Source organism: Enterococcus phoeniculicola ATCC BAA-412 (assembly GCF_000407505.1).
In the GTDB taxonomy this organism is placed as follows: domain Bacteria; phylum Bacillota; class Bacilli; order Lactobacillales; family Enterococcaceae; genus Enterococcus_K; species Enterococcus_K phoeniculicola.
Map to the genome: position 1 here is coordinate 1,351,596 of NZ_ASWE01000001.1, position 20,531 is coordinate 1,372,126.

A 20,531-nucleotide genomic window follows, 5' to 3' on the forward strand; every position below is an offset into this window, starting at 1 on the left:
GAGTGAACCTCTTGGAGAGTAATACACTGCTAGAAATTAAAGGACTCACAAAAGAATTTCCAGGTGTAAAAGCATTGGACAACATCCATTTAAAAATAGGTAGGGGAGAAATCCATTGTTTACTGGGAGAAAATGGCGCGGGAAAATCAACGCTAATGAAATGTATTATCGGAATGTATACACCTACAAGTGGAGAAATCTGGTTTGATCACCAGCTGTTAAAGAATAATTCCGTTACAAAGGCACTAGAAGCTGGCATTTCAATGATTCATCAGGAATTAAGTCCTGTTAGAGAAAAATCTGTTATGGAAAATATTTGGCTTGGCAGAGAGCCTAAGAATAAATTTGGGATTATTGACCATAAAAAAATGTATCAAATGACACAAAAAGTATTAAAACAAATTAATACGGATGTAAACCCTAAAATATTAATTAAACATTTAACTGTAGCAAAGATGCAAATGATTGAAATTGCTAAGGCGATTTCTTATAATGCCAAGCTAATTATCATGGATGAACCCACTTCTTCGTTAACTGATAAAGAAGTAGAACAGCTCTATTCCATTGTTCGCCAACTAAAACAAGAGGGGGTAAGTGTTATTTTCATTTCCCACAAGCTTGATGAAATCAAACAGATTTGCGACCGAATTACCATTTTTAGAGATGGGCAGTACGTAACTGACCGAGAAGTCGCTACAACCACGACACAACAAATGATTAATTTAATGGTGGGGCGGGATATTAAACAATTATTCCCTAAAAAAGAAGTCGAAATTGGCGACGTTCGTTTGAAAGTAGAGAACTTATCTGATGGAAAAACATTTCAGAATATCTCCTTTGACGTACGAGAAGGGGAAATACTGGGCTTTGCCGGATTAGTAGGAGCAGGACGGTCAGAAGTGATGGAGACGCTCTTTGGTTATCGCCATAAATCAGCTGGACATATCTCTATCGATGGACGAGAAGTTTCTATTTCTAAGCCTACAGATGCTATAAAAAATAAACTGGCATTCTTAACAGAGGACCGACGAAAAACAGGAATTTTTCCAATGCTATCGGTTAACTACAATATTCTTTCATCCAGTATGAAGCAATATGAGAATAAGTTTAAATTACTCAATCCAAAAAAAATGCGTGAAGATGCAGAAGCATTTGTCGATACGTTAAAAATAAAAACTGCTTCAGGTGAAACAGCCATTATGAATCTGAGCGGAGGGAATCAGCAAAAGGTGTTGATTGCAAAATGGTTGTCTACCAAGCCTGAGATTCTTATTTTAGATGAACCCACTCGTGGAATTGACGTGGGGGCAAAAGCTGAAATTCATCGAAACATTTCCACGATGGCCTATACGGGAAAAAGTATCATTATGGTTTCTTCAGAACTGCCAGAAGTTCTAGGAATGAGTGATCGAATTGTCGTGATGCATGAAGGAAAAATCACTGGAATATTAGAAAATAATGGGCTCACTCAAGAAGAGATTTTAACCTATGCATCTGGAGAAAAAGACGATTTCCCAATTAGGAATATAAATTAGGAGGACGAAGTAATGGAGGCTTCACAAACAAAAGAACCAACCGATAATAAAGTGAAAAAACTAAAGCAATTTCTATCAGAGTATCTAATTGTACTGGTTTTAGCACTTATGATTGCTGTCTTAACTGGACTAAACCCCAATTTTCTATCTATGAACAACATTTTAAATTTACTAACACAGACAGCTATTTACGGGATTTTAGCTCTAGGAATTTTTATCGTTTTAATTTCTCGCGGAATTGACCTGTCTGTTGGCTCTACACTTGCATTTGCAGGGATTGTCGCAGGAACAATCAGCCAGACACAAAATGCCATCGATAAAATTTTCCCTGGACTTGGGATGGCGCCTTTATATGTAACTATTCTTGTTACACTTTTAATCGGTGCAGGAATTGGTGCTGTGAATGGGGGATTAATTGCTTATACGAACATTCCGCCATTTATTGCTACATTAGGAACTCAAATTTCAGTACGCGGAGCTGCTTTAATGGTTTCTAGAGGGAAGCCTGTCAGCAATATAAATCCGGAAATCAACTGGTTTGGTTCACGAATATTTGGCGTAATTCCTGTCCCGGTACTCATCTATATTGTTCTGATATTTATTATATGGGGAATCATGAACTATACGAGTTTTGGCAAAAGTATCTATGCCATTGGAGGAAATACAGAAGCTGCAGAAATTTCTGGAATCAACGTCCGAAAAAATCTGGTTTGGGTATACGCAATTTCTGGTATCCTTGCTTCTATTGCAGCTTTAATCTATATCGGACGAACAGGAGGCTCTATTCAGCCTGCAGCCGGAACAATGTTTGAAACAACGGCTATCGCTGCTGCAACCATTGGTGGAACAAGTCATGGCGGAGGTGTCGGGAAAGTTTGGGGCGCGGTGGTTGGAGCTCTAATTTTAGGAACGCTTACGAATGGATTTACATTACTAGGTGTAGACGCCTATATTCAACAAATTATTCAGGGAGCTATTATAGTCGGGGCTGTAGTGATTGATATGCGGAAAAATAAAAAAGGCTGATGTATGTACTCTTGGTTACACCACAAAAAAATTGATAAGAATAGGGTGAAAAAATGACGGTGATAAACTTTGGAATTGTAGGGCTTGGACGTCTGGGAAAAATTCATGCGGAAAACTTAGCGAAAAATGTTCCCGGCAGCTGTCTGATTGCTGCATGTAGTTTAGTAGAAGAGGAACTAGCCTTTGCTAGAAATCAACTTGGTGTAGCAAAAACCTATACAACCTATGAAGAGATGCTTGACAATCCTTCTCTTGATGCAGTAGTAATTGCCTCGCCCTCGAGTTTTCATGTAACCCAAATTAGACAAGGGCTTGAAAAAGGACTCCACGTATTTTGTGAGAAACCTATTGGCCTAACTGTTAATGAAATTGAACAAATCATCCCCATAATTAATCTACATTCTAATCAGAAATTCATGCTTGGCTTTATGCGTCGCTATGATACTTCTTATCGCTATGCTAAAAAGATGGTTGAAGATGGAGAGATTGGTGAAATTACGCTTATTCGATGTTATGGAATTGATCCTAGCAGTGGAATGGACAGCTTCTTAAAGTTTGCAAAAAATGGGACAAGCGGAGGACTGTTTTCAGATATGTCAATTCACGATATTGACTTGGTACGCTGGTTCACAAATTCAGAAATAAAAAAAGTCTGGGCGTTGGGGAATAACAAGGCCTATCCGCAGCTAGATGCACTAGGCGAGTTAGAAACAGGTGCCGCCATGATGGCGCTTGACAATCAGGCTATTGCCTTTTTAGTGGCTGGTCGAAATGCAGTTCATGGTTATCATGTTGAAACTGAATTAATTGGAACTAAAGGAATGATTCGGGTTGCGACAATCCCGGAAAAAAATCTGGTGACTGTTTACAATGAACATGGAGCAAACCGCCCTGTCTCCAAAGATTTTCCCGAACGATTTAAAGAAGCATTTATAGATGAACTGACCGAATTCGTCTCTTGTATTTCTTCAAACCGTCAGCCCGAGATTACTGCCTTAGATGGACTTTATGCAACAGAGGTCGCAATCGCTTGTAAAAACTCTTGGCTGCAAAATGAATGTATAGATGTGTAAATAGAAAGGAATGAATGCAATGGGAACTATCCGTTTAGCAATGGCACCTATCGCTTGGACAAATGATGATTTGCCTGAACTAGGTGCAGAAAATACATTTGAGCAAACAATCAGTGAAATGGCACTTGCGGGATTTGTCGGAACAGAAATTGGAAATAAATATCCGAAAAATCCCTCAATTCTTGAAAATTATTTGTCTATTCGAGGTCTATCTGTTGCCAGTGCTTGGTTTAGCACTTTTTTGACAACAAAACCTTATGAGGTAACTGCCAAAGCGTTTATTCAACACCGAGACTTTTTACATGCCATGGGGGCAAAAGTAATTGTGGTCTCTGAACAAGGTCAGAGTATTCAGGGACAGATAGCTACTTCTGTCTTTGATAAAAAACCGAAATTCACAGTTGCTGACTGGGAAAAATTAACTACAGGTTTAGAAAAATTGGGAACATTAGCTGCAGAAAAAGAAATGGCTATCGTCTATCATCACCATATGGGTACCGGTGTACAAACCACAGAAGAAATTACTTATCTGATGGAGCACACGAATCCTGAAATGGTTTCTCTTTTATTTGACACCGGTCATCTTGTCTTTTCAGGTGAAGACCCTCTCGAAATTTTTCACTTATATAAAGAACGGATTAAACATATTCATTTTAAAGATGTTCGTAAAGAAGTGGCACAAAACGTAAAACAACAAAAAGAAAGCTTCTTAACAGGGGTTAAAAAGGGCGTATTTACGGTTCCCGGTGATGGAATGATTGATTTTGTTCCAATTATGAATAAAATTATCGAATCAAACTACAGCGGTTGGATTGTGGTTGAAGCGGAACAAGATCCGTCTCAGGCGAACCCTTTTGAATATGCTGTGAAAGCTAGAAAATATATTAAAGAAATTAGCGGACTATGACTATGATAAGAGGAGAAGGAAAAATGAAAAAAATAACTGTAGGTGTGATTGGCGCCGGTCGTATAGGAAAGCTTCATGTAGAAAACATGCTTCAGCTCCCAAATATTCTAGTAAAAACCATCTCTGATCCAATGCTGGAAAGTGCACAGGCGTGGGGACATGAGCGGGGAATTCAGCAAATTGTTCCAGATCCACAACTACTACTAGATGACCCGGAGATTGACGCTATTTTTATTTGTTCACCAACCGATACCCATGTAGATTTAATTAAGGCAGCTGCTAAACAAGGGAAACACATTTTCTGCGAAAAACCCATTAGTTTCTCCGACACAGAAACACTTGAAGCCTACGAAGCGATAAAAGAAGCCAACGTAAAAGTACAAATTGGGTTTAATCGTCGGTTTGATAAAAATTATGCACGCGTACAGCAATGTGTGACGAATCACTCGATTGGTCAGTTGCATATTTTAAAAATTACTTCTCGAGATCCAGAGCCGCCTTCATTAGATTACGTAAAACGCTCAGGTGGACTCTTTATGGATATGACTATCCACGATTTTGATATGGCTCGATTTGCTTCTGGCTCAGAAGTAACAGAGGTGTTCGTAACAGGGGGAGCTTTGGTAAATCCGAAAATCGCAGAGGTAAACGACATTGATACAGCTGTCATCTCATTAAAATTTGCAAATGGTGCGGTGGGCGTTATTGATAATTCACGAGAAGCTGTGTATGGATACGATCAGCGAATTGAAGCATTTGGCTCAAAAGGAGCTGCAGAAAGTAGAAATGAACAAGAGACAACCGTGAAATTATCAACCGCTGAATCAGTTAGTGAAGATCAACCCTTACATTTCTTTTTAGAACGTTACAACGACGCATATATCTGTGAAATTCGCGCATTTTTTGAAGCCATTCTTACTGATACAAAACCCCCTTGTACCTTTGAAGATGGAATTATGGCACAACGAATTGCTCAAGCTACAAAAGAGTCCTACGAAACAAAGAAACCTGTCTCAGTAAAATTCCTCTCTTAAAAAGCTACTTAGTGATTATTAGAAAGAGAGAGGATTGAGTTGATTCACTATTTATCCAAATTTCAGCAAAATAAGTAACAGTGAATGTCCGTCTATTTTTATCTACTCTTATGAATTAGCAGTAAAACCCTAGGATTATCTATATAGACCTTCAAAAGTAAAAACAAATAAACTTTTGAAGGTCTGCATACTAGAATCCCAAGGTTATTTTTTTATAATCATTTGAATAGCTTGTTCTAATTTTTTTGATTGTTCTTGAGGATCTTTTTCAGGAGATTCAAAACAATCTTTTAAATTTTCTGCCACAATCATTCCCATTACACGGTCAATACTTGAGCGAATAGCACTTAGCTGAGTAATGACATCCATACATTCTTTTTCTTCCTCAATCATCTTTTGTACTCCACGAATTTGACCTTCAGTTCGCTTTAGACGATTAATTACTTGTTTCTTTTGAGATGTTTTCTCCATGAGAATACCCACTTTCTATAAAAAATTGACTAGTTTGTACTAATAAATGATTATTAATTCATCTGAGTTACAGAAATTTTAGCAATAGAAATACTTTTCAGACTGCTCTGTTAAATAACTAGCTACTCATACTTACAAACACATAATACCTATACAGGGTATAATTGTCAAATATTTCCATCACAAGTCAAAAATCGAAAAACAAAGTGATTGACAAAGTTAGAAAGGAAGGGTTTAATATACCGTGTAGGGTATATCGAGAAACAGAAAGGAATGATTATTTGTTTTCATTTTTACAACCGGTTAAATCAATCTCAACAAAAGAATTAGCTGACTTATCCGAAAAAAACAGCCGCATCATAGATGTTCGTACACCACAGGAATACCGTGCTGGTCATATCAAGCAAGCACTAAATGTTCCCTTAGCAAAAATAGATACCTATAGGGGTAAAAAAGAAGAAGTAGTTTATGTTATTTGTCAATCAGGGATGCGCAGCAAACAAGCTGCAAAACAATTAAAGAAGAATGGTTATGAAGTCATCAACGTTCGTGGTGGAATGAACCAGTGGTCTGGAAAAAAAGTAGGAGGAAGATAACGTGAAAATAATAATTGTAGGAGGCGTTGCAGGTGGAATGTCTGCTGCCACACGCCTGCGTCGTTTAATGGAGGAAGCTGAAATCACTGTCTTTGAAAAAGGCCCGTATGTTTCGTTTGCAAATTGTGGACTGCCTTATTTTGTCTCAGGAGAAATTGACTCGCGCGAAAAATTAGTTGTACAGACCCCAGAAGACTTGGCAAATCGCTTTCGGTTAGATGTTCGTCCTCATCATGAAGTGCTTGACATTGACCCTGTACAACATCAAATCACTGTGCAATCAAACGGTCAGTCGTTTACAGAAACCTACGACAAACTGATTCTCTCACCTGGTGCAAAACCCTTCACGCCACCCATTAAGGGAATTGAGGAGGCAAAAAATGCGTTCAGTTTGAGGAGTATTCCTGATTTAGACAATATTATGCACACGCTAAACGAGCAAGCCAATCATGCTGTTGTCATCGGAGCCGGATTCATTGGATTAGAAATGGCAGAGAACTTAAAGAAGAGGGGACTTACCGTCACTCTAGTTGAAAAAGCCCCCCACGTTTTGCCGCCTCTTGATGAAGAAATGGCAGCGTTCGTAAAAAATGAACTAATAAATAATGGGATAGATGTGATTACAGGTCAGTCTGCAACAGAATTTAGAAAAGAAGGAAGAGAACTGGTTCTCGAAGACGGAACGATTCTTTCATCCGATGTAACGATTCTTTCTGTAGGGGTACAGCCTGAAAACAGTCTAGCGTTAAAAGCGGACATTAAAACAGGTCTTCGCGGAGGAATTTTAGTAGATGAACATTATCAAACCAGTCAACCAGATATCTATGCAGTAGGTGACGCTATCGTAGTAAGACAACAAATTACAGAAGAGGATGCGTTGATTTCTCTAGCCTCTCCTGCAAACCGTCAAGGAAGACAGGTAGCAGATGTAATCGCGGGGCTTCCCCGAAAAAATAAAGGAAGTATTGGTACTGCAATCGTCCGTACATTCAATCTTTCAGCTGCCTCAACAGGGATAAGCGAACGCACAGCACGTCTTGCAGAGCTTCCAATAGAAGTCGTTCATGTAACTGGAAAAGACCATGCAGGGTATTACCCGCAGGCGACAGAGATTGTATTAAAGCTTATCTTTGACAAATATTCAGGAAAAATTTACGGTGCACAGGGCATTGGTGAAAAAGGCGTCGATAAACGAATCGATATTCTAGCGACCGCAATCAAAGGGGACTTAACAGTATTTGATTTACCTGAATTAGAATTTACCTATGCACCACCGTTTGGTTCAGCAAAAGACCCCGTAAATATGCTTGGCTATGCAGCTATTAATTTGCTGGAGGGGATTAGTCATCACATTCAATGGCATGAATTAAAAGAGGCATTGACGAAAGGAAAAATCCTTTTAGATGTCCGAACACCCGATGAGCTTAAACAAGGAACGTTCCCTAATGCAATAAATATTCCTGTAAACGAACTTCGACAACGTTTAAATGAACTGGATAGGAGTCAAGAATATATTGTCAGCTGTCACAGTGGCTTACGTAGCTATATTGCTGAACGAATCTTGAAACAGTCAGGATTTTCTGCAACCAATTTAGATGGTGCCTTTATGCTTTATCATACAGTTAGACCGGAGGAGTTAAACTATGTATAGTTCAATTTTAATGCCTGAGTTTTATCAATTAACCAAACAAACTGAGTTGAATATTCTTGACGTTCGTGAAGTGGATGAATATGAAAATGGCCATGTTCCAGACTCAAAAAATTATCCGTTAAGCCAATTAAATCAACAGTTTATAGAGTTGGATTCTTCTCAATCCTATCACGTAATCTGTCAATCAGGAGGACGTTCAGCGATGGCTTGCGAATTTTTAGCAGAGCAGGGGTTTAACGTAACCAACGTAATGGGCGGTACTGCTGCTTGGATGGGCGAATTGGTATAAATAAATGTATCTGAACCCGTCTCACAACCTTTTCTAAATGAACCCCTTTAATTTGTCTTTTTGGTTGAGCAACTAATTATTGGGGGAGAACTGAGATCAGTAGTTTTATAACTACGTCTCAGTTTTTTTATCTAACAAGAGTAATCAGAAAATCTTTTTGCTGATAAATAGTGCTCATCATCGCTAGTAAACCTGATGAAAGTGGACTCCATCATCCTTTCCGTATTAGTCTGACTCTAGTCCGTCTTCTAATCGCCTACTTTTTGTGGTTCAATTACTTAAAGAAACAAAGCATGATTCAAGATTCCCTCTTTTTTTCTTCGTGTAATTTCACACAATTCATACCTATACAACTTTTTAAAATTATCGGAAAGAGTCACTGCTTATTTTTAAAAACTAACCCTCTATTTTAAAAGCTGATTTTTCACCGATTACCAATAAAAATGTTGGATATTTTAAACTAAAAACAATCCACTAAAAAAGAAAATCCTTTAATGCGTGTATAAAATAGGGGCGTCCGATAGTGAAACGTTTCACTCTTTTCTGGTATTTTATACAAAAAAAAGGAAAAATAGTGGGTGTTTTTATAACAAATCAATAATAAAAATATAAAACCCAATAAAACAGGCGTTTTTAGCATTCTTTCTTTTTTTAATTGAAAGGGCTTGCAATTTAAAAAAGAGGAGTTTATAATTCATTTTGTAGAAACGTTTCACCAAAATAAGAAAGGCGGAGAATTGTTGACGATAAAAGAAAGGAAAATCAATGTATGAATAAGCTGAAGAAACTTTACAGACAACGACAGCTACATTGGATGGTTTTGCCTGGTGTAGCATTTATGATTGTATTCAATTACATTCCCATTTACGGTATTATTATTGCATTTAAGAACTATACCATTATTGATACTATTTCGACAGCACAATGGGTAGGCTTGGAAAATTTCAAAATAATCCTAGAGGATACGTTCTTCTGGGAAGCCGTGAGAAACACGCTTGCAATCAGCTTAATGAAACTTTTTCTAGGGTTTGCCATTCCAATTATCCTAGCAATCATGATTTTTGAAATGCAGGATGGCAAATTAAAGAAATTTATTCAAACCGTTTCCTATATTCCTCATTTTTTCTCATGGATTGTTTTAGGCGGTATGCTGATTTCTTGGCTTTCCACTAGCGGATTTATCAACCAGCTAATGATGTCTGTTGGCTTAATGGATAAAGGAGTCAATCATTTACTTGATCCAGATAAATACTGGTGGATTGCGGTTTTATCTGATTTATGGAAAGAAGTTGGGTGGGGGACCATTCTATACTTGGCAGGAATGTCTCGAATTGATCCAACATTTTATGAAGCTGCCAGAATTGATGGGGCTTCAAAGCTAACTCAAATTCGAGCAATCACCTTACCACTTTTAACACCGATTATCTCGTTGAATTTAATTCTTAATGTCAGTGGGATTCTTGGATCAAATTTAGATCAAACATTAGTATTAATGAATGCCCAAAACCAAAATAAATCAGAGGTTATCAACTCGTTTGTTTATCGAATGGGGCTCACGCAAGGAGATTTCTCTTATGCGACTGCAGTCGGTTTAGGAATTTCCATCATCTCAGTAATCTTATTAATTATTACCGACCGGGTAACAAGAAAAATGAATAATGGCCGTTCAGTCATTTTATAAGGAGGTAGAGAAATGATCAAACGAGCATCAAAAGAAAATGGAAAATTTTACTTTTTTAATACATTAATCCTTATCCTGTTTTCACTTTTAATTATCGTCCCTGTATGGAATATTCTCGTTTCATCTGTTTCATCTAGCTCTGGATTAGCTGAAAACGGATTGGTTCTTTGGCCTAGAGGATTTACACTGGAAAACTATCGTCGCGTTTTATCAGATGCAAGTATTCCACGTGCGTTTGGTATCTCTGTTTTAAAAACAGTCATTGGTGCCGCCACACATACACTATTTTGTGCGGTTGTAGCCTATGGATTGAGTAAATCACGTCTGATGGGCAGAAGTATTTACACAACATTAGGTGTTATCACCATGTATTTTGGTGGTGGGATGATTCCTACGTATTTACTAATTAAGTCATTAGGACTACTGGATACTTTTTGGGTATACATTATCCCTGCTTTGTTCAGCTACTATGATGTCGTTATTTTGATGAACTTTTTCCGAGAAATACCGGCCTCCTTAGAAGAATCTGCAAAGATTGATGGGGCAAGCGAATTTCAAATTTTTTACAAAATCTTCCTGCCGCTGACAAAACCAGCATTAGCCACAATTGTTTTGTTCAACGGTGTGGGTCAATGGAATGATTTTATGACCACAAAATTATATATTACAAAAGAATATCTCTATCCCTTACAAATGAAGATTTATGAAATTATCGTCCAGTCAAACTTAAGTACAATGACTGAAAGTGGTAGTACAGACGTCATCTTTCAGGCAACCACTAGAGGCGTTCAATTAGCAACGATTGTCATTACCACCGTTCCAATTTTGATTATTTATCCACTACTTCAAAAACATTTCATCGGCGGTATGATGGCCGGTGCTGTGAAAGAATAAAATTAGAAAGAAGGAAAAGACATGAAAAAATTGTTTGGTAGCTTGTTGGCAGTAACAGTAATGTTTGGTTTAGCAGCGTGTGGAGGAAAAGAAGAAAAAGCAGCTGATGATTTTTCGATAAAAGATCGCTACACATTGGATAAAACGACTCCTGCGTGGAAACTTGATAAAAAAGAAGAGACCACAAAAATTAAGTGGTATATCAACTCTGATTGGACTTCTCTTCCATTTGGCGAGGACGTGACCACCGCTCAAATTAAAAAAGACTTGAATATTGATATTGAATTTATTTCTGGAGACGATACAAAATTAAATGCCATGATTTCAGGTGGAGATATGCCGGATATCGTTACCTTAACAAATATGACTGGACAAGCAGCTAAGAAAGCAGATGCGTGGGCAGTTTCTTTAAATGATTTAGCAGAAAAATATGACCCTTATTTAATGAGTGTCGTAAACAAAGATACGTTTAAATGGTATGAACTTGATAATGGAAAAACTTATGGATACCCTAACTATTCAAATACAAAAGCAGACTATGAAAGTGGCAATATTCCTGTGAACGACAATTTTGTAATTCGAGAAGATGTTTATAATGCGCTAGGAAAGCCTGACGTTTCAACACCTGAAAACTTCGTCAAAGTGATGAAAGAAATTCAAGAAAAATATCCTGAATATACACCAATGGGGTTCACAACTATTGGAGAAACATCTGGACCTTTCTTAGATAAACTGCAGGATTTCTTGGGTGTACCTCTTGAAAATGAAGATGGAAGCTACTACGATCGAAACCTAGATGAAGAGTACCTAGGCTGGTTAAAAACAATTAATCAAGTCTATCGTGATGGAAATATAAGCGATGATAGCTTCACTGATGACGGAGCAACATTTGATGAAAAAGTAAAACAAGGAAATTATGCAACCATGCTAGTTGCTGGAACTAGTGGACAAGGTGGGAATTTCACTGAATTCACAAAAAATTCAGGAACAAAATATATTGCAATTGATGGACCGACAAGTACTTCTGGAAGAAAACCAACATTAAATCAAACAGGAATTTCAGGTTGGTTAAGTAATTACATTACCAAAGATGCGAAAGATCCTGCAAAAGTTACACAGCTTTTCACTTATTTAATTGATGAACCTGGACAAATTTTAACCAAATATGGGGTTGAAGGCGTTACGTATGATTACAATAATGAAGGAAAAATTGACTATCTTGATGAAGTGAAAGAATTAGAAAAAACAGACAATGATGCATATAACAAAAAATATGGTATTAGCCGTTTCTTGTATTTTAATAACGACCGCGTAAATGCGTTAAAAGTGAAACAAGAAAGTGCTCTTACTCAAATTCAAGAATGGGGTAAAGGAAAGCTAGTTCCTCACTTTGTCATTGAAAATATTAATCCAGATGCAGGAACAGCAGAAGCACGTTCAAATGAAGCCATTGAAACAAAACTAAATACAACAATTATCTCACTGATTCGTTCAAAAGATGAAAAAACCTTTGATGCAACTGTTGATGAATTCAAAGACTTTTTGAAACAGAATAAATGGGAAGATATTAAAGAAGTAAAATCTGAAAAAATGAAAGAAAACAGAGAAAAACTAAACTAATATACAGAAGGGATGCAGGAGAGGAAGGGATGAATCGGATAAAATCCTTCCTCTCTGCTACTTATGAATAAACTTTTTTCCTATGAAGGACTCTATTATCGCGTCTTTTCATTCATCGCCAATCTACTATTAATTAATCTTTTATTCTGGTTGACAAGCATAACGATTTTTTTGATTGGACCTGCAGTGATGGCATTATACCAAACAATTTATCAAATGATAAAAGAACAGGAGTCGGCTGTCGTACAAGCCTATCTAAAGAATCTCAAACACTCATTTAAAAGAGGGCTTATTCTTACACTATTTATCGCGTTATTTATTGTTGGATTGGGAATAAGCACACTGGTTCTTTTTCAACTTTCAACGTATCTTGGTTTTTTTGTCATCATTTTATTTGGACTTTCCTTATTATTTTTGTGTACGTTCATGATTATTTACAGTATCTATCCTTGGCCTTTAAAAAAGAGTATTCACGAAACCGTTTATGTTGTCTTAAGTAGCAGTGCAAACAGTATTATTCTATTGGTGCTACCGATTCTCACCTGCTGGTTCATGACGCAATGGGTATTCTTCTTGTTTGTTGCCTTGGGCGTTGCAGTCAGTGCTTGTTTACAACTGTTTTTCTTCATAAAAGTTTTGGAGGTTGACGAGAGTGGACAGTAATCTATTTTGGCAAGAAATGAAATTAGAACTGGCAGATATACCGAGTCAGTTTAAGAAAAAGAAACACCCGTCAACAATAGCAGGAGCAGATTGCTTTGAACTTTCCTTTCAAAGTCTCCTCTATGAAACAATTTACGGGATGCTGCTCATTCCTAAAACGACGTTGCCTTGTCCGATAGTAATTGATTTTCTCGGCTATATGAATCATATAGAAACACCTAACCAATTCTCTCATTGGTTGAAAGCAGGATACGCCTGTCTAGTGATTGATAATCGTGGTCAAGGAGGGAAAACACAGGATACAGCTTCTTATAAAACGATCGATTTGGATGTTCCAATGGGAAAAGGATTTTTATCAAATGAAGATTTTTATATGAGAAGGCTTGTAGCAGATAATTTACGAGCGGTGACTCTTGCTGCACAACTTCCTGAAATTGATCAAAAGGCTATTTTTCTGCGTGGCGGTTCTCAAGGAGGCGGTGTTGCTCTTCTTGTCAATGCGTTAACAGAACAGCCAATAAAAGCGACCTTTGCTGATGTCCCTAGTCATTCAAATCTCTCTCGACGAATCGATGAAGGGACTGGTTCCTATGGGGTTATTCACGACTATATACAAAAGCATCCAGAGACAAAAACGCATATTAAACAACAGTTAGCTGTTTTTGATACCCAATACTTGGTATCCACTATTCAAAATCCAGTCTATGCGTCTGTAGGGAGTGCAGATCCGATTTGTCCGATGACTGATTTTTTCCCAACCTACCGTAAACTTCGTTCGTATAAACAGTTACTTATCTACTGGAAAAAAGGACATGGAGGTGGAGAACAGCGACAGTTACTGAAGGAAGTACAAAAAATAGCAGAAGAAATAAAGGGGGAACCTACCCGTGAAAATTGCAACCTATAATATTCGAGTTGATACTGATTACGATCAAAAATGGCAATGGTCCTATAGAGAAGACCATGTATTAGCATTGATTAATTATCATGATTGGGATATTTTTTGCCTTCAAGAATTACGTCCGAATCAACTACAATCATTCAATCGTTTAAACAATTATCATTCTTTTTCAGCAGAACGTGACGGAGATGGCACGGGAGAAGGATTGGCTATTTATTATAGAAAAGAAAGATATGAATTGATTGATTCCGGTTTCTTCTGGTTATCAAGCACACCTGAAATACCGAGTATTCATGAAGGTTCTGCCTATAAACGAATTTGCGTTTGGTGTACGTTGCAAGACAAAGTGACAAAAAAAGAGAGTCTCATCTTAAATACACATTTAGATAATATTTCTGAATCCGCTAGATATGAAGGTATGAAGATTATCCTTACCCGAATGAAAGAAAAAATCGAAAACTATCCAACCTTTTTGCTTGGAGATTTTAATGCTGAAAAAACAGAATCCGTTCATCAACTGATTCTTTCTCATAATTTTAGAAGTACAAAAACAGAATCTGAACAGCCTCACTACGGGCCTAACGGTTCTTTTCAAAATTTTGTTTATACGACCCCTTGGAGGGATTTGGAGGAAATAGATTACATCTATACCAATCATGGAATGATTAAAACAAGTGGAACCCTCACAGATTCCTGTGACTGCCGGTATCCTTCTGATCACTTTCCATTAGAAGCAACCATTGAATTTTAGGAGTGAGTTTATGACAAATGATAAAGTAATAGCATTGCTAGAGCAAATGACACTAGAAGAAAAAGTAGATCAGCTACTTCAACTGGCAGCAGCTTTCTACTCCGATAAAGCGGAAGAAAAGACAGGACCGATGTCTGATTTAGGGCTAACTCAAGAAACCATTAATCTAGCAGGTACAACACTTGGGGTTTCTGGTGCAAAAGAAGCCATTCGCGTACAAAAGGAATACATGGCAAATAATCGATTACACATTCCAACCATTTTAATGGCGGATATTATTCACGGATTTCGAACAATTTTCCCTATTCCGCTAGCTTTGGGCTGTACATGGGACGAAAAAGTAGTAGAAGAGATGGCTGCTATTTCTGCACACGAAGCCGCAGTTTCTGGACTTCATGTGACTTTCTCACCTATGGTTGATTTAGTGAGAGATCCTCGGTGGGGACGTGTGATGGAGTCTACAGGAGAAGATGCTTATTTAAATAGTCAATTGGCTCGTGCATTAGTCAAGGGCTACCAAGGTGATGATTTAAAAAATGACGTTTCCCGCGTAGCCGCATGTGTAAAACATTTTGCAGCTTATGGCGCAGCTATTGGAGGGCGAGATTACAATAGTGTAGATCTATCTGAGCAACAGTTAAGAGAACAGTATTTACCTGGCTACAAGGCGGCACTTGATGCCGGGGCAAAGCTTGTTATGACCTCTTTTAATGCTTTAAATGGTGTTCCTGCAACAGGAAATAAATGGCTGTTTCGTGACATTTTGAGAAGAGAATTCAACTTTGATGGTGTGGTCATCTCTGACTGGGGAGCTATTCAAGAGCTAATCGCTCATGGTGTAGCCAAGGATAAAAAACAAGCCGCAAAACTTGCAATTGAAGCAGGTGTGGATATTGAAATGATGACTACTTGTTATACGGATTCCTTAGAGGAGCTAATTAATGAAGGGGCAGTTGATGTCCGTCTTTTAGATGAGGCAGTTATGAGAATCCTTCAATTAAAAGACGACTTAGGTCTCTTCGAAAATCCGTATAGAGGAGCAGATGAAGAAAAAGAAGTAGCGATTGTTTTTTCACAAGAACATCAAGATGCCGCAAAGGACATCGCTAAAAAGGCCATCGTTTTATTGAAAAATGAAGAAATTCTTCCTATAAAAAAAGGAGAAACAGTTGCTATTGTCGGCCCGGGTGCAAACTCTCGTGATATTTTAGGGGCTTGGTCTTGGCAAGGAAAACAAAGTGAAACAGTCTCGCTAGCAGAAGGAGCGTCCGCACTTTCCTCCTCTGTTTTATTTGGCACAGAACCATTTGACTACTTTACTCCGTCTGATACAGCAATAGATGAAGCAATCTCATTGGCAAAAAAAGCAGACAAAGTCATCTTGTCTTTGGGGGAAACCTCTGAAATGAGTGGGGAGGCAGCTAGTCGTAGCTCGATTCGTCTTCCCAAAGAACAAATCAAGTTATTTCATACACTTCAAAAGTACAATTCAGAAATTATTGTGACTGTTTACAATGGACGTCCGTTAGACCTTTCTGATTTTGATGATGCAAAAGCGATTGTTGAAGCATGGTTCCCAGGTTCTCAGGGGGGCAATGCACTTGCAGAAATTCTTTGGGGGATTAGTAATCCAAGCGGTCGCTTGAGCATGTCCTTCCCAGAATCTGTTGGACAGGTGCCTGTTTACTATAATGTTGAAAACACAGGGCGTCCGTACGAAGTTGCTCCTGATGAAAAATATGTTTCTAAATATTTAGACTGTTCAAATTATGCAAAATATCCATTTGGTTTTGGTCTAAGCTACAGCCATGTCACTTATTCTGGATTAGTAACAAGCAGCAAGCTATCTATGGAAAAACCATTGGAAGCTTCTGTAACAATCAAAAATACCTCTTCACTACCTGTTGAAGAAACGGTTCAAGTTTATGTACGTGATCTCGTGGGTGAACGTGTCCGACCATTAAAAGAGTTGAAATCTTTTGAAAAAATTACCTTAGAACCTGGAGAAGAGAAGAAAATTCTTATCCATATCACTGAATCACAATTACGCTATGTCCACATAGATAATCAATGGAGAAGTGATGAAGGAGAGTTCCAGCTAATGGTGGGACCAAATAGTAGAGATTTGCTGACTTCAACATTTCAGCTTATTAGATAGGAAGGTCAATATGAAATTACAGATTAAAAAAGCAGACACACAGTTTTCTTTTCTGGAAACAGGAGATTTATATGAAATTGAAAGCTGTAACATGATGATTAATCAGCTTCAAGGAAACTCTTTAGATGGTAGCTTAAATCAGCTCTACTTACGAATCCATCATCAATCAGGAAAACAAATGATTCCTTTAATCGGTTCAAATGCAGAGAGTCATTTTTCTATCCATGACAATCAGCTAACTTGGAAAGGCTCTTTAGAATCCGTTCACTATCAAGTAGACTTTCTTTTATCAGAACATAATTGCTGGTTTTGGCGAGTAACTGTCTCGGGTGAAGGAACAATCGACATCATTTATGGACAAGATTTAGGTCTTGCAAAAAAAGGAGCCGTCCAATCAAACGAAGCCTACGTCTCCCAATATATTGATCATCATGTAACACAAGAAGGTGGACATACCGTTGTTTCCTCTAGACAAAATCAGCCACAGGATGGAAAATTCCCTGTAATTGAACAAGGAAGTCTACAAAAGATTCGATCCTTTTCTACAGATGGATACCAGTTCTTTAAACGGGCCTATAAGAAAACCAATCAACCGCAAGCACTTTTACGAGAAACATTGGACAATGAAGTCTATCAGTATGAATTTGCTTATATTGGTCTGCAATCTGAGCCAATCGTTTTATCAGATCAGCCAAAAGAAATTGTTTTCTATGGTGTCGTGAAGGATTCACAAGATGAAGCAATCACAAACCCACTAGTTTCACTAGAGACGATTACTGGTTGGTATGAAAAAGAAGAGATTTCAGTTTCTCATGAACAAGGAACAACTTTCCAAAAGCTCTTGGGTGAGCCACTTGTAGGTGAGCCATTTACGCAAGAGGAATTAGTTAACATCTATCCTGTTCAATTAGAAAAAGAGGAAGGAGCTTCTCTTTATTCCTTTTTTACAGAGGAATATCATCATGTTGTTCTACAAAACAAAGAAGAAGAGATGGAGCGAGCACACGGACATATCCTTTTAAGCGGGATGGATTTAGACGTTGAACAGCCACTTTTAAGTACTACGGTTTACATGACGGGAATCTTTAATTCGCAGATTGTTTTAGGCAACACATCTATGAATAAGCTCTTGGGAAATAGTCGGAATGCCCTGAATTTATTTAAACTTACTGGACAGAGAATTTATGTTTTAGAAGATGATGTCTGGCGTATTCTAACTATGCCAACTGCCTTTGAAATGGGCTTAAATTCGGCCACTTGGTATTATAAAACAGAGAATGACTTACTTATTATTCGTACATTTACCATAGCAGATACGAGAGAAATCCGTTTGGAGGTAGACAGTCAGTCTGGAAAATCCTATACTTGGGCTATATCGAATCAAGTAGTGATGGGCCCCGAAGATACGCCTCATCACCAAATAAAACAGGAACAAAATCTGTTGACTGTTAAAAGTACACATCCAAGTGTTACCGCCAAGTATCCAGATCTTACTTACTATTTGAATAGTAATCAACCTTTTAGGCTAACTGACGGATCACTCTTTACTCAACTGCCAGATGAACAGCTCGTTGTTCTACAGTTAGAGTCTGTTTCTAAATTTACGTTACGTATTCAAGGGACTTTGGAAAATCGTCCATTCCAAGAGGTAAAAACTAATTTTGCTGCAGAGGAAAAAACATATGTTGCGTTTATTGACCAATTGCTTCATCAGTTTTCATTAACGCATGAAGAAGTCAATGTTCAACGAATGAATCTCCTTACACGATGGTATACACATAATATGCTCGTTCATTATCTATCTCCCCACGGATTAGAACAGTATGGTGGTGCGGCATGGGGGACAAGAGATGTCTCACAAGGTCCAACTGAATTCTTTTTAGCTGTCAATCGACCGGAAATTGTTCGCTCTATCATAAAACAGGTATTTTCAAACCAATTTGAAGATGATGGAAACTGGCCGCAATGGTTTATGTTTGATCGCTATGAAGAACAAAAAGCAGATGAAAGTCATGGTGATATTATAGTCTGGCCAATGAAAATCGTGGCAGACTATTTGGAAAAAACAAAGGATTATTCAATTTTAGCGGAAGAAATCCCTTATACGTCTCGAGGGACGTTCCAAAAAACAAGTGAAACAGCTACTTTATATCAACACATTCAAAAAGAAGTTGCTTATATTGAAACTAATTTTTTAAAAGGAACTTACCTTTCTTGCTACGGCGATGGGGACTGGGATGACACACTCCAGCCTTATGACAGCCGATTGAAAAAACGCATGGCTAGCAGCTGGACGGTCGCATTGACTTATCAGGTTATAAAAAAACTAGGAGAACTCCTCTTATCAGTCGATTCTTCTTATAGTAAAAAACTATTGGAATTGAGCAACGGAATCCAACGTGATTTCGAAACGTATATTTTATCAAATGAAACAATTCCAGGATTTCTTTATCAAACCTCTGAAAAAACGTTTGAACAGATGGTCTATCCTAAAGATAATAAAACAAATATTCATTATCGACTATTGCCTATGACCAGAAGTATGATTGCTGAATTATTAACCCCTCAGCAAGTCAGTCATCATCTTAAGTTGATTCGAGAGCATCTTCAATTTCCAGATGGTGTACGCTTGATGAATCGCCCAGCATCTTACAACGGAGGCGTCAGTACTCATTTTAAGCGAGCTGAGCAAGCAGCGAATTTTGGTCGTGAAATTGGACTACAGTATGTTCATGCACATATCCGCTTTGCTGAAGCAATGGCAAAAATAGGGGAATCAGAAGAAGCTTGGCATGCATTGGAGATTATCAACCCAATCAGTATTTCAACTTATGTACCAAACGCAGAGCTTCGTCAGTCAAATGCTTATTTCAGCAGCTCTGATGGCGATTTCAAAACAAGGTATGAAGCACAGAAAAATTTTGGTAAACTGAAACAAGGAACAGTTGGTGTTAAAGGTGGCTGGCGTATCTATTCCAGCGGACCGGGAATTTATTTGAACCAACTGCTTACCTCTGTCTTAGGAATTCGCGAACAAACAGATCAGGTCATTTTTGATCCCGTGTTGCCAAACGAATTAGATGGATTATCCTTACACTATGAATTATTTAAAAATCCAGTAACGGTTAATTTCCATTTAACTGGAACAAATGATGTACAGATTGACGGAAAGAGCGTTGCGTTTGAACTCGAGCATAATCCTTACAGAACAGGGGGCTTGATTGTCCCTAAAGATACCTTCACCAAAAAAAATCAAATTATCGATATTTATCGATAGGAAA

17 protein-coding genes are annotated in these 20,531 nt (G+C 37.8%); 16 read left to right on the forward strand and 1 reads right to left on the reverse strand.

The annotated features are described in order from the left end of the window. The first annotated feature begins 2 nt into the window (after window positions 1–2). The 5 genes from I589_RS06285 to iolG (I589_RS06305) are packed head-to-tail and all read left to right on the forward strand — an operon-like array spanning window position 3 to window position 5,575. Window positions 3–1,535, forward strand: a complete 1,533-nt coding sequence (locus tag I589_RS06285; protein ID WP_211215210.1) for a sugar ABC transporter ATP-binding protein — start codon at window positions 3–5, stop codon at window positions 1,533–1,535. A 12-nt stretch (window positions 1,536–1,547) separates the two neighbouring features. Then, complete coding sequence (locus I589_RS06290; RefSeq protein WP_010768947.1) at window positions 1,548–2,561, forward strand: ABC transporter permease; 1,014 nt, start codon at window positions 1,548–1,550, stop codon at window positions 2,559–2,561. Window positions 2,562–2,614: 53 nt separating this feature from the next. Further along, window positions 2,615–3,634 carry an inositol 2-dehydrogenase gene (iolG, locus tag I589_RS06295; RefSeq protein ID WP_010768946.1) on the forward strand — a complete coding sequence of 340 codons (1,020 nt, stop codon included), beginning with the start codon at window positions 2,615–2,617 and terminating at the stop codon, window positions 3,632–3,634. A gap of 19 nt (window positions 3,635–3,653) precedes the next feature. Then, window positions 3,654–4,541, forward strand: a complete 888-nt coding sequence (gene iolE / locus I589_RS06300) for a myo-inosose-2 dehydratase (protein WP_010768945.1) — start codon at window positions 3,654–3,656, stop codon at window positions 4,539–4,541. A gap of 23 nt (window positions 4,542–4,564) precedes the next feature. Next, a complete protein-coding gene (gene iolG, locus I589_RS06305; RefSeq protein ID WP_010768944.1) occupies window positions 4,565–5,575 on the forward strand; it encodes an inositol 2-dehydrogenase in 1,011 nt (336 codons plus the stop codon). A 204-nt stretch (window positions 5,576–5,779) separates the two neighbouring features. On the opposite strand, the gene I589_RS06310 is transcribed toward iolG (I589_RS06305), so the two are convergent. After that, window positions 5,780–6,046: a metal-sensitive transcriptional regulator gene (locus I589_RS06310; protein ID WP_010768943.1), complete on the reverse strand. Its 267-nt coding sequence runs from the start codon at window positions 6,044–6,046 to the stop codon at window positions 5,780–5,782. A gap of 281 nt (window positions 6,047–6,327) precedes the next feature. Here I589_RS06310 and I589_RS06315 point away from each other — a divergent pair, with 281 nt between their 5' ends. The 11 genes from I589_RS06315 (at window position 6,328) to I589_RS06365 (ending at window position 20,527) form a co-directional block, all read left to right on the forward strand. Then, window positions 6,328–6,642 carry a rhodanese-like domain-containing protein gene (locus I589_RS06315; protein ID WP_010768942.1) on the forward strand — a complete coding sequence of 105 codons (315 nt, stop codon included), beginning with the start codon at window positions 6,328–6,330 and terminating at the stop codon, window positions 6,640–6,642. Window position 6,643: 1 nt separating this feature from the next. Continuing rightward, the gene (locus tag I589_RS06320; RefSeq protein ID WP_010768941.1) at window positions 6,644–8,293 is read left to right on the forward strand and encodes an FAD-dependent oxidoreductase; all 1,650 of its coding nucleotides are present in this window, start codon (window positions 6,644–6,646) and stop codon (window positions 8,291–8,293) included. After that, complete coding sequence (locus I589_RS06325) at window positions 8,286–8,582, forward strand: rhodanese-like domain-containing protein (RefSeq protein WP_010768940.1); 297 nt, start codon at window positions 8,286–8,288, stop codon at window positions 8,580–8,582. The genes I589_RS06320 and I589_RS06325 overlap by 8 nt, the downstream gene beginning before the upstream one ends. Before the next feature lie 769 nt (window positions 8,583–9,351). Continuing rightward, window positions 9,352–10,263 carry an ABC transporter permease gene (locus tag I589_RS06330; protein WP_010768939.1) on the forward strand — a complete coding sequence of 304 codons (912 nt, stop codon included), beginning with the start codon at window positions 9,352–9,354 and terminating at the stop codon, window positions 10,261–10,263. Window positions 10,264–10,275: 12 nt separating this feature from the next. After that, complete coding sequence (locus tag I589_RS06335) at window positions 10,276–11,157, forward strand: carbohydrate ABC transporter permease (RefSeq protein ID WP_010768938.1); 882 nt, start codon at window positions 10,276–10,278, stop codon at window positions 11,155–11,157. Between the two features lie 21 nt (window positions 11,158–11,178). Beyond that, window positions 11,179–12,777 (forward strand): type 2 periplasmic-binding domain-containing protein, encoded by a 1,599-nt coding sequence (locus tag I589_RS06340; RefSeq protein ID WP_010768937.1) that lies wholly within the window; start codon window positions 11,179–11,181, stop codon window positions 12,775–12,777. Between the two features lie 63 nt (window positions 12,778–12,840). After that, window positions 12,841–13,440 (forward strand): DUF624 domain-containing protein, encoded by a 600-nt coding sequence (locus I589_RS06345; protein WP_034684452.1) that lies wholly within the window; start codon window positions 12,841–12,843, stop codon window positions 13,438–13,440. A 16-nt stretch (window positions 13,441–13,456) separates the two neighbouring features. Further along, window positions 13,457–14,347 (forward strand): acetylxylan esterase, encoded by an 891-nt coding sequence (locus tag I589_RS06350; protein ID WP_051100940.1) that lies wholly within the window; start codon window positions 13,457–13,459, stop codon window positions 14,345–14,347. Continuing rightward, window positions 14,328–15,092 (forward strand): endonuclease/exonuclease/phosphatase family protein, encoded by a 765-nt coding sequence (locus I589_RS06355; protein WP_010768934.1) that lies wholly within the window; start codon window positions 14,328–14,330, stop codon window positions 15,090–15,092. The genes I589_RS06350 and I589_RS06355 overlap by 20 nt, the downstream gene beginning before the upstream one ends. A 10-nt stretch (window positions 15,093–15,102) precedes the next feature. Next, complete coding sequence (locus I589_RS06360; protein ID WP_010768933.1) at window positions 15,103–17,250, forward strand: glycoside hydrolase family 3 N-terminal domain-containing protein; 2,148 nt, start codon at window positions 15,103–15,105, stop codon at window positions 17,248–17,250. A gap of 10 nt (window positions 17,251–17,260) precedes the next feature. Continuing rightward, a complete protein-coding gene (locus I589_RS06365; RefSeq protein WP_010768932.1) occupies window positions 17,261–20,527 on the forward strand; it encodes a GH36-type glycosyl hydrolase domain-containing protein in 3,267 nt (1,088 codons plus the stop codon). Window positions 20,528–20,531: the final 4 nt, after the last annotated feature.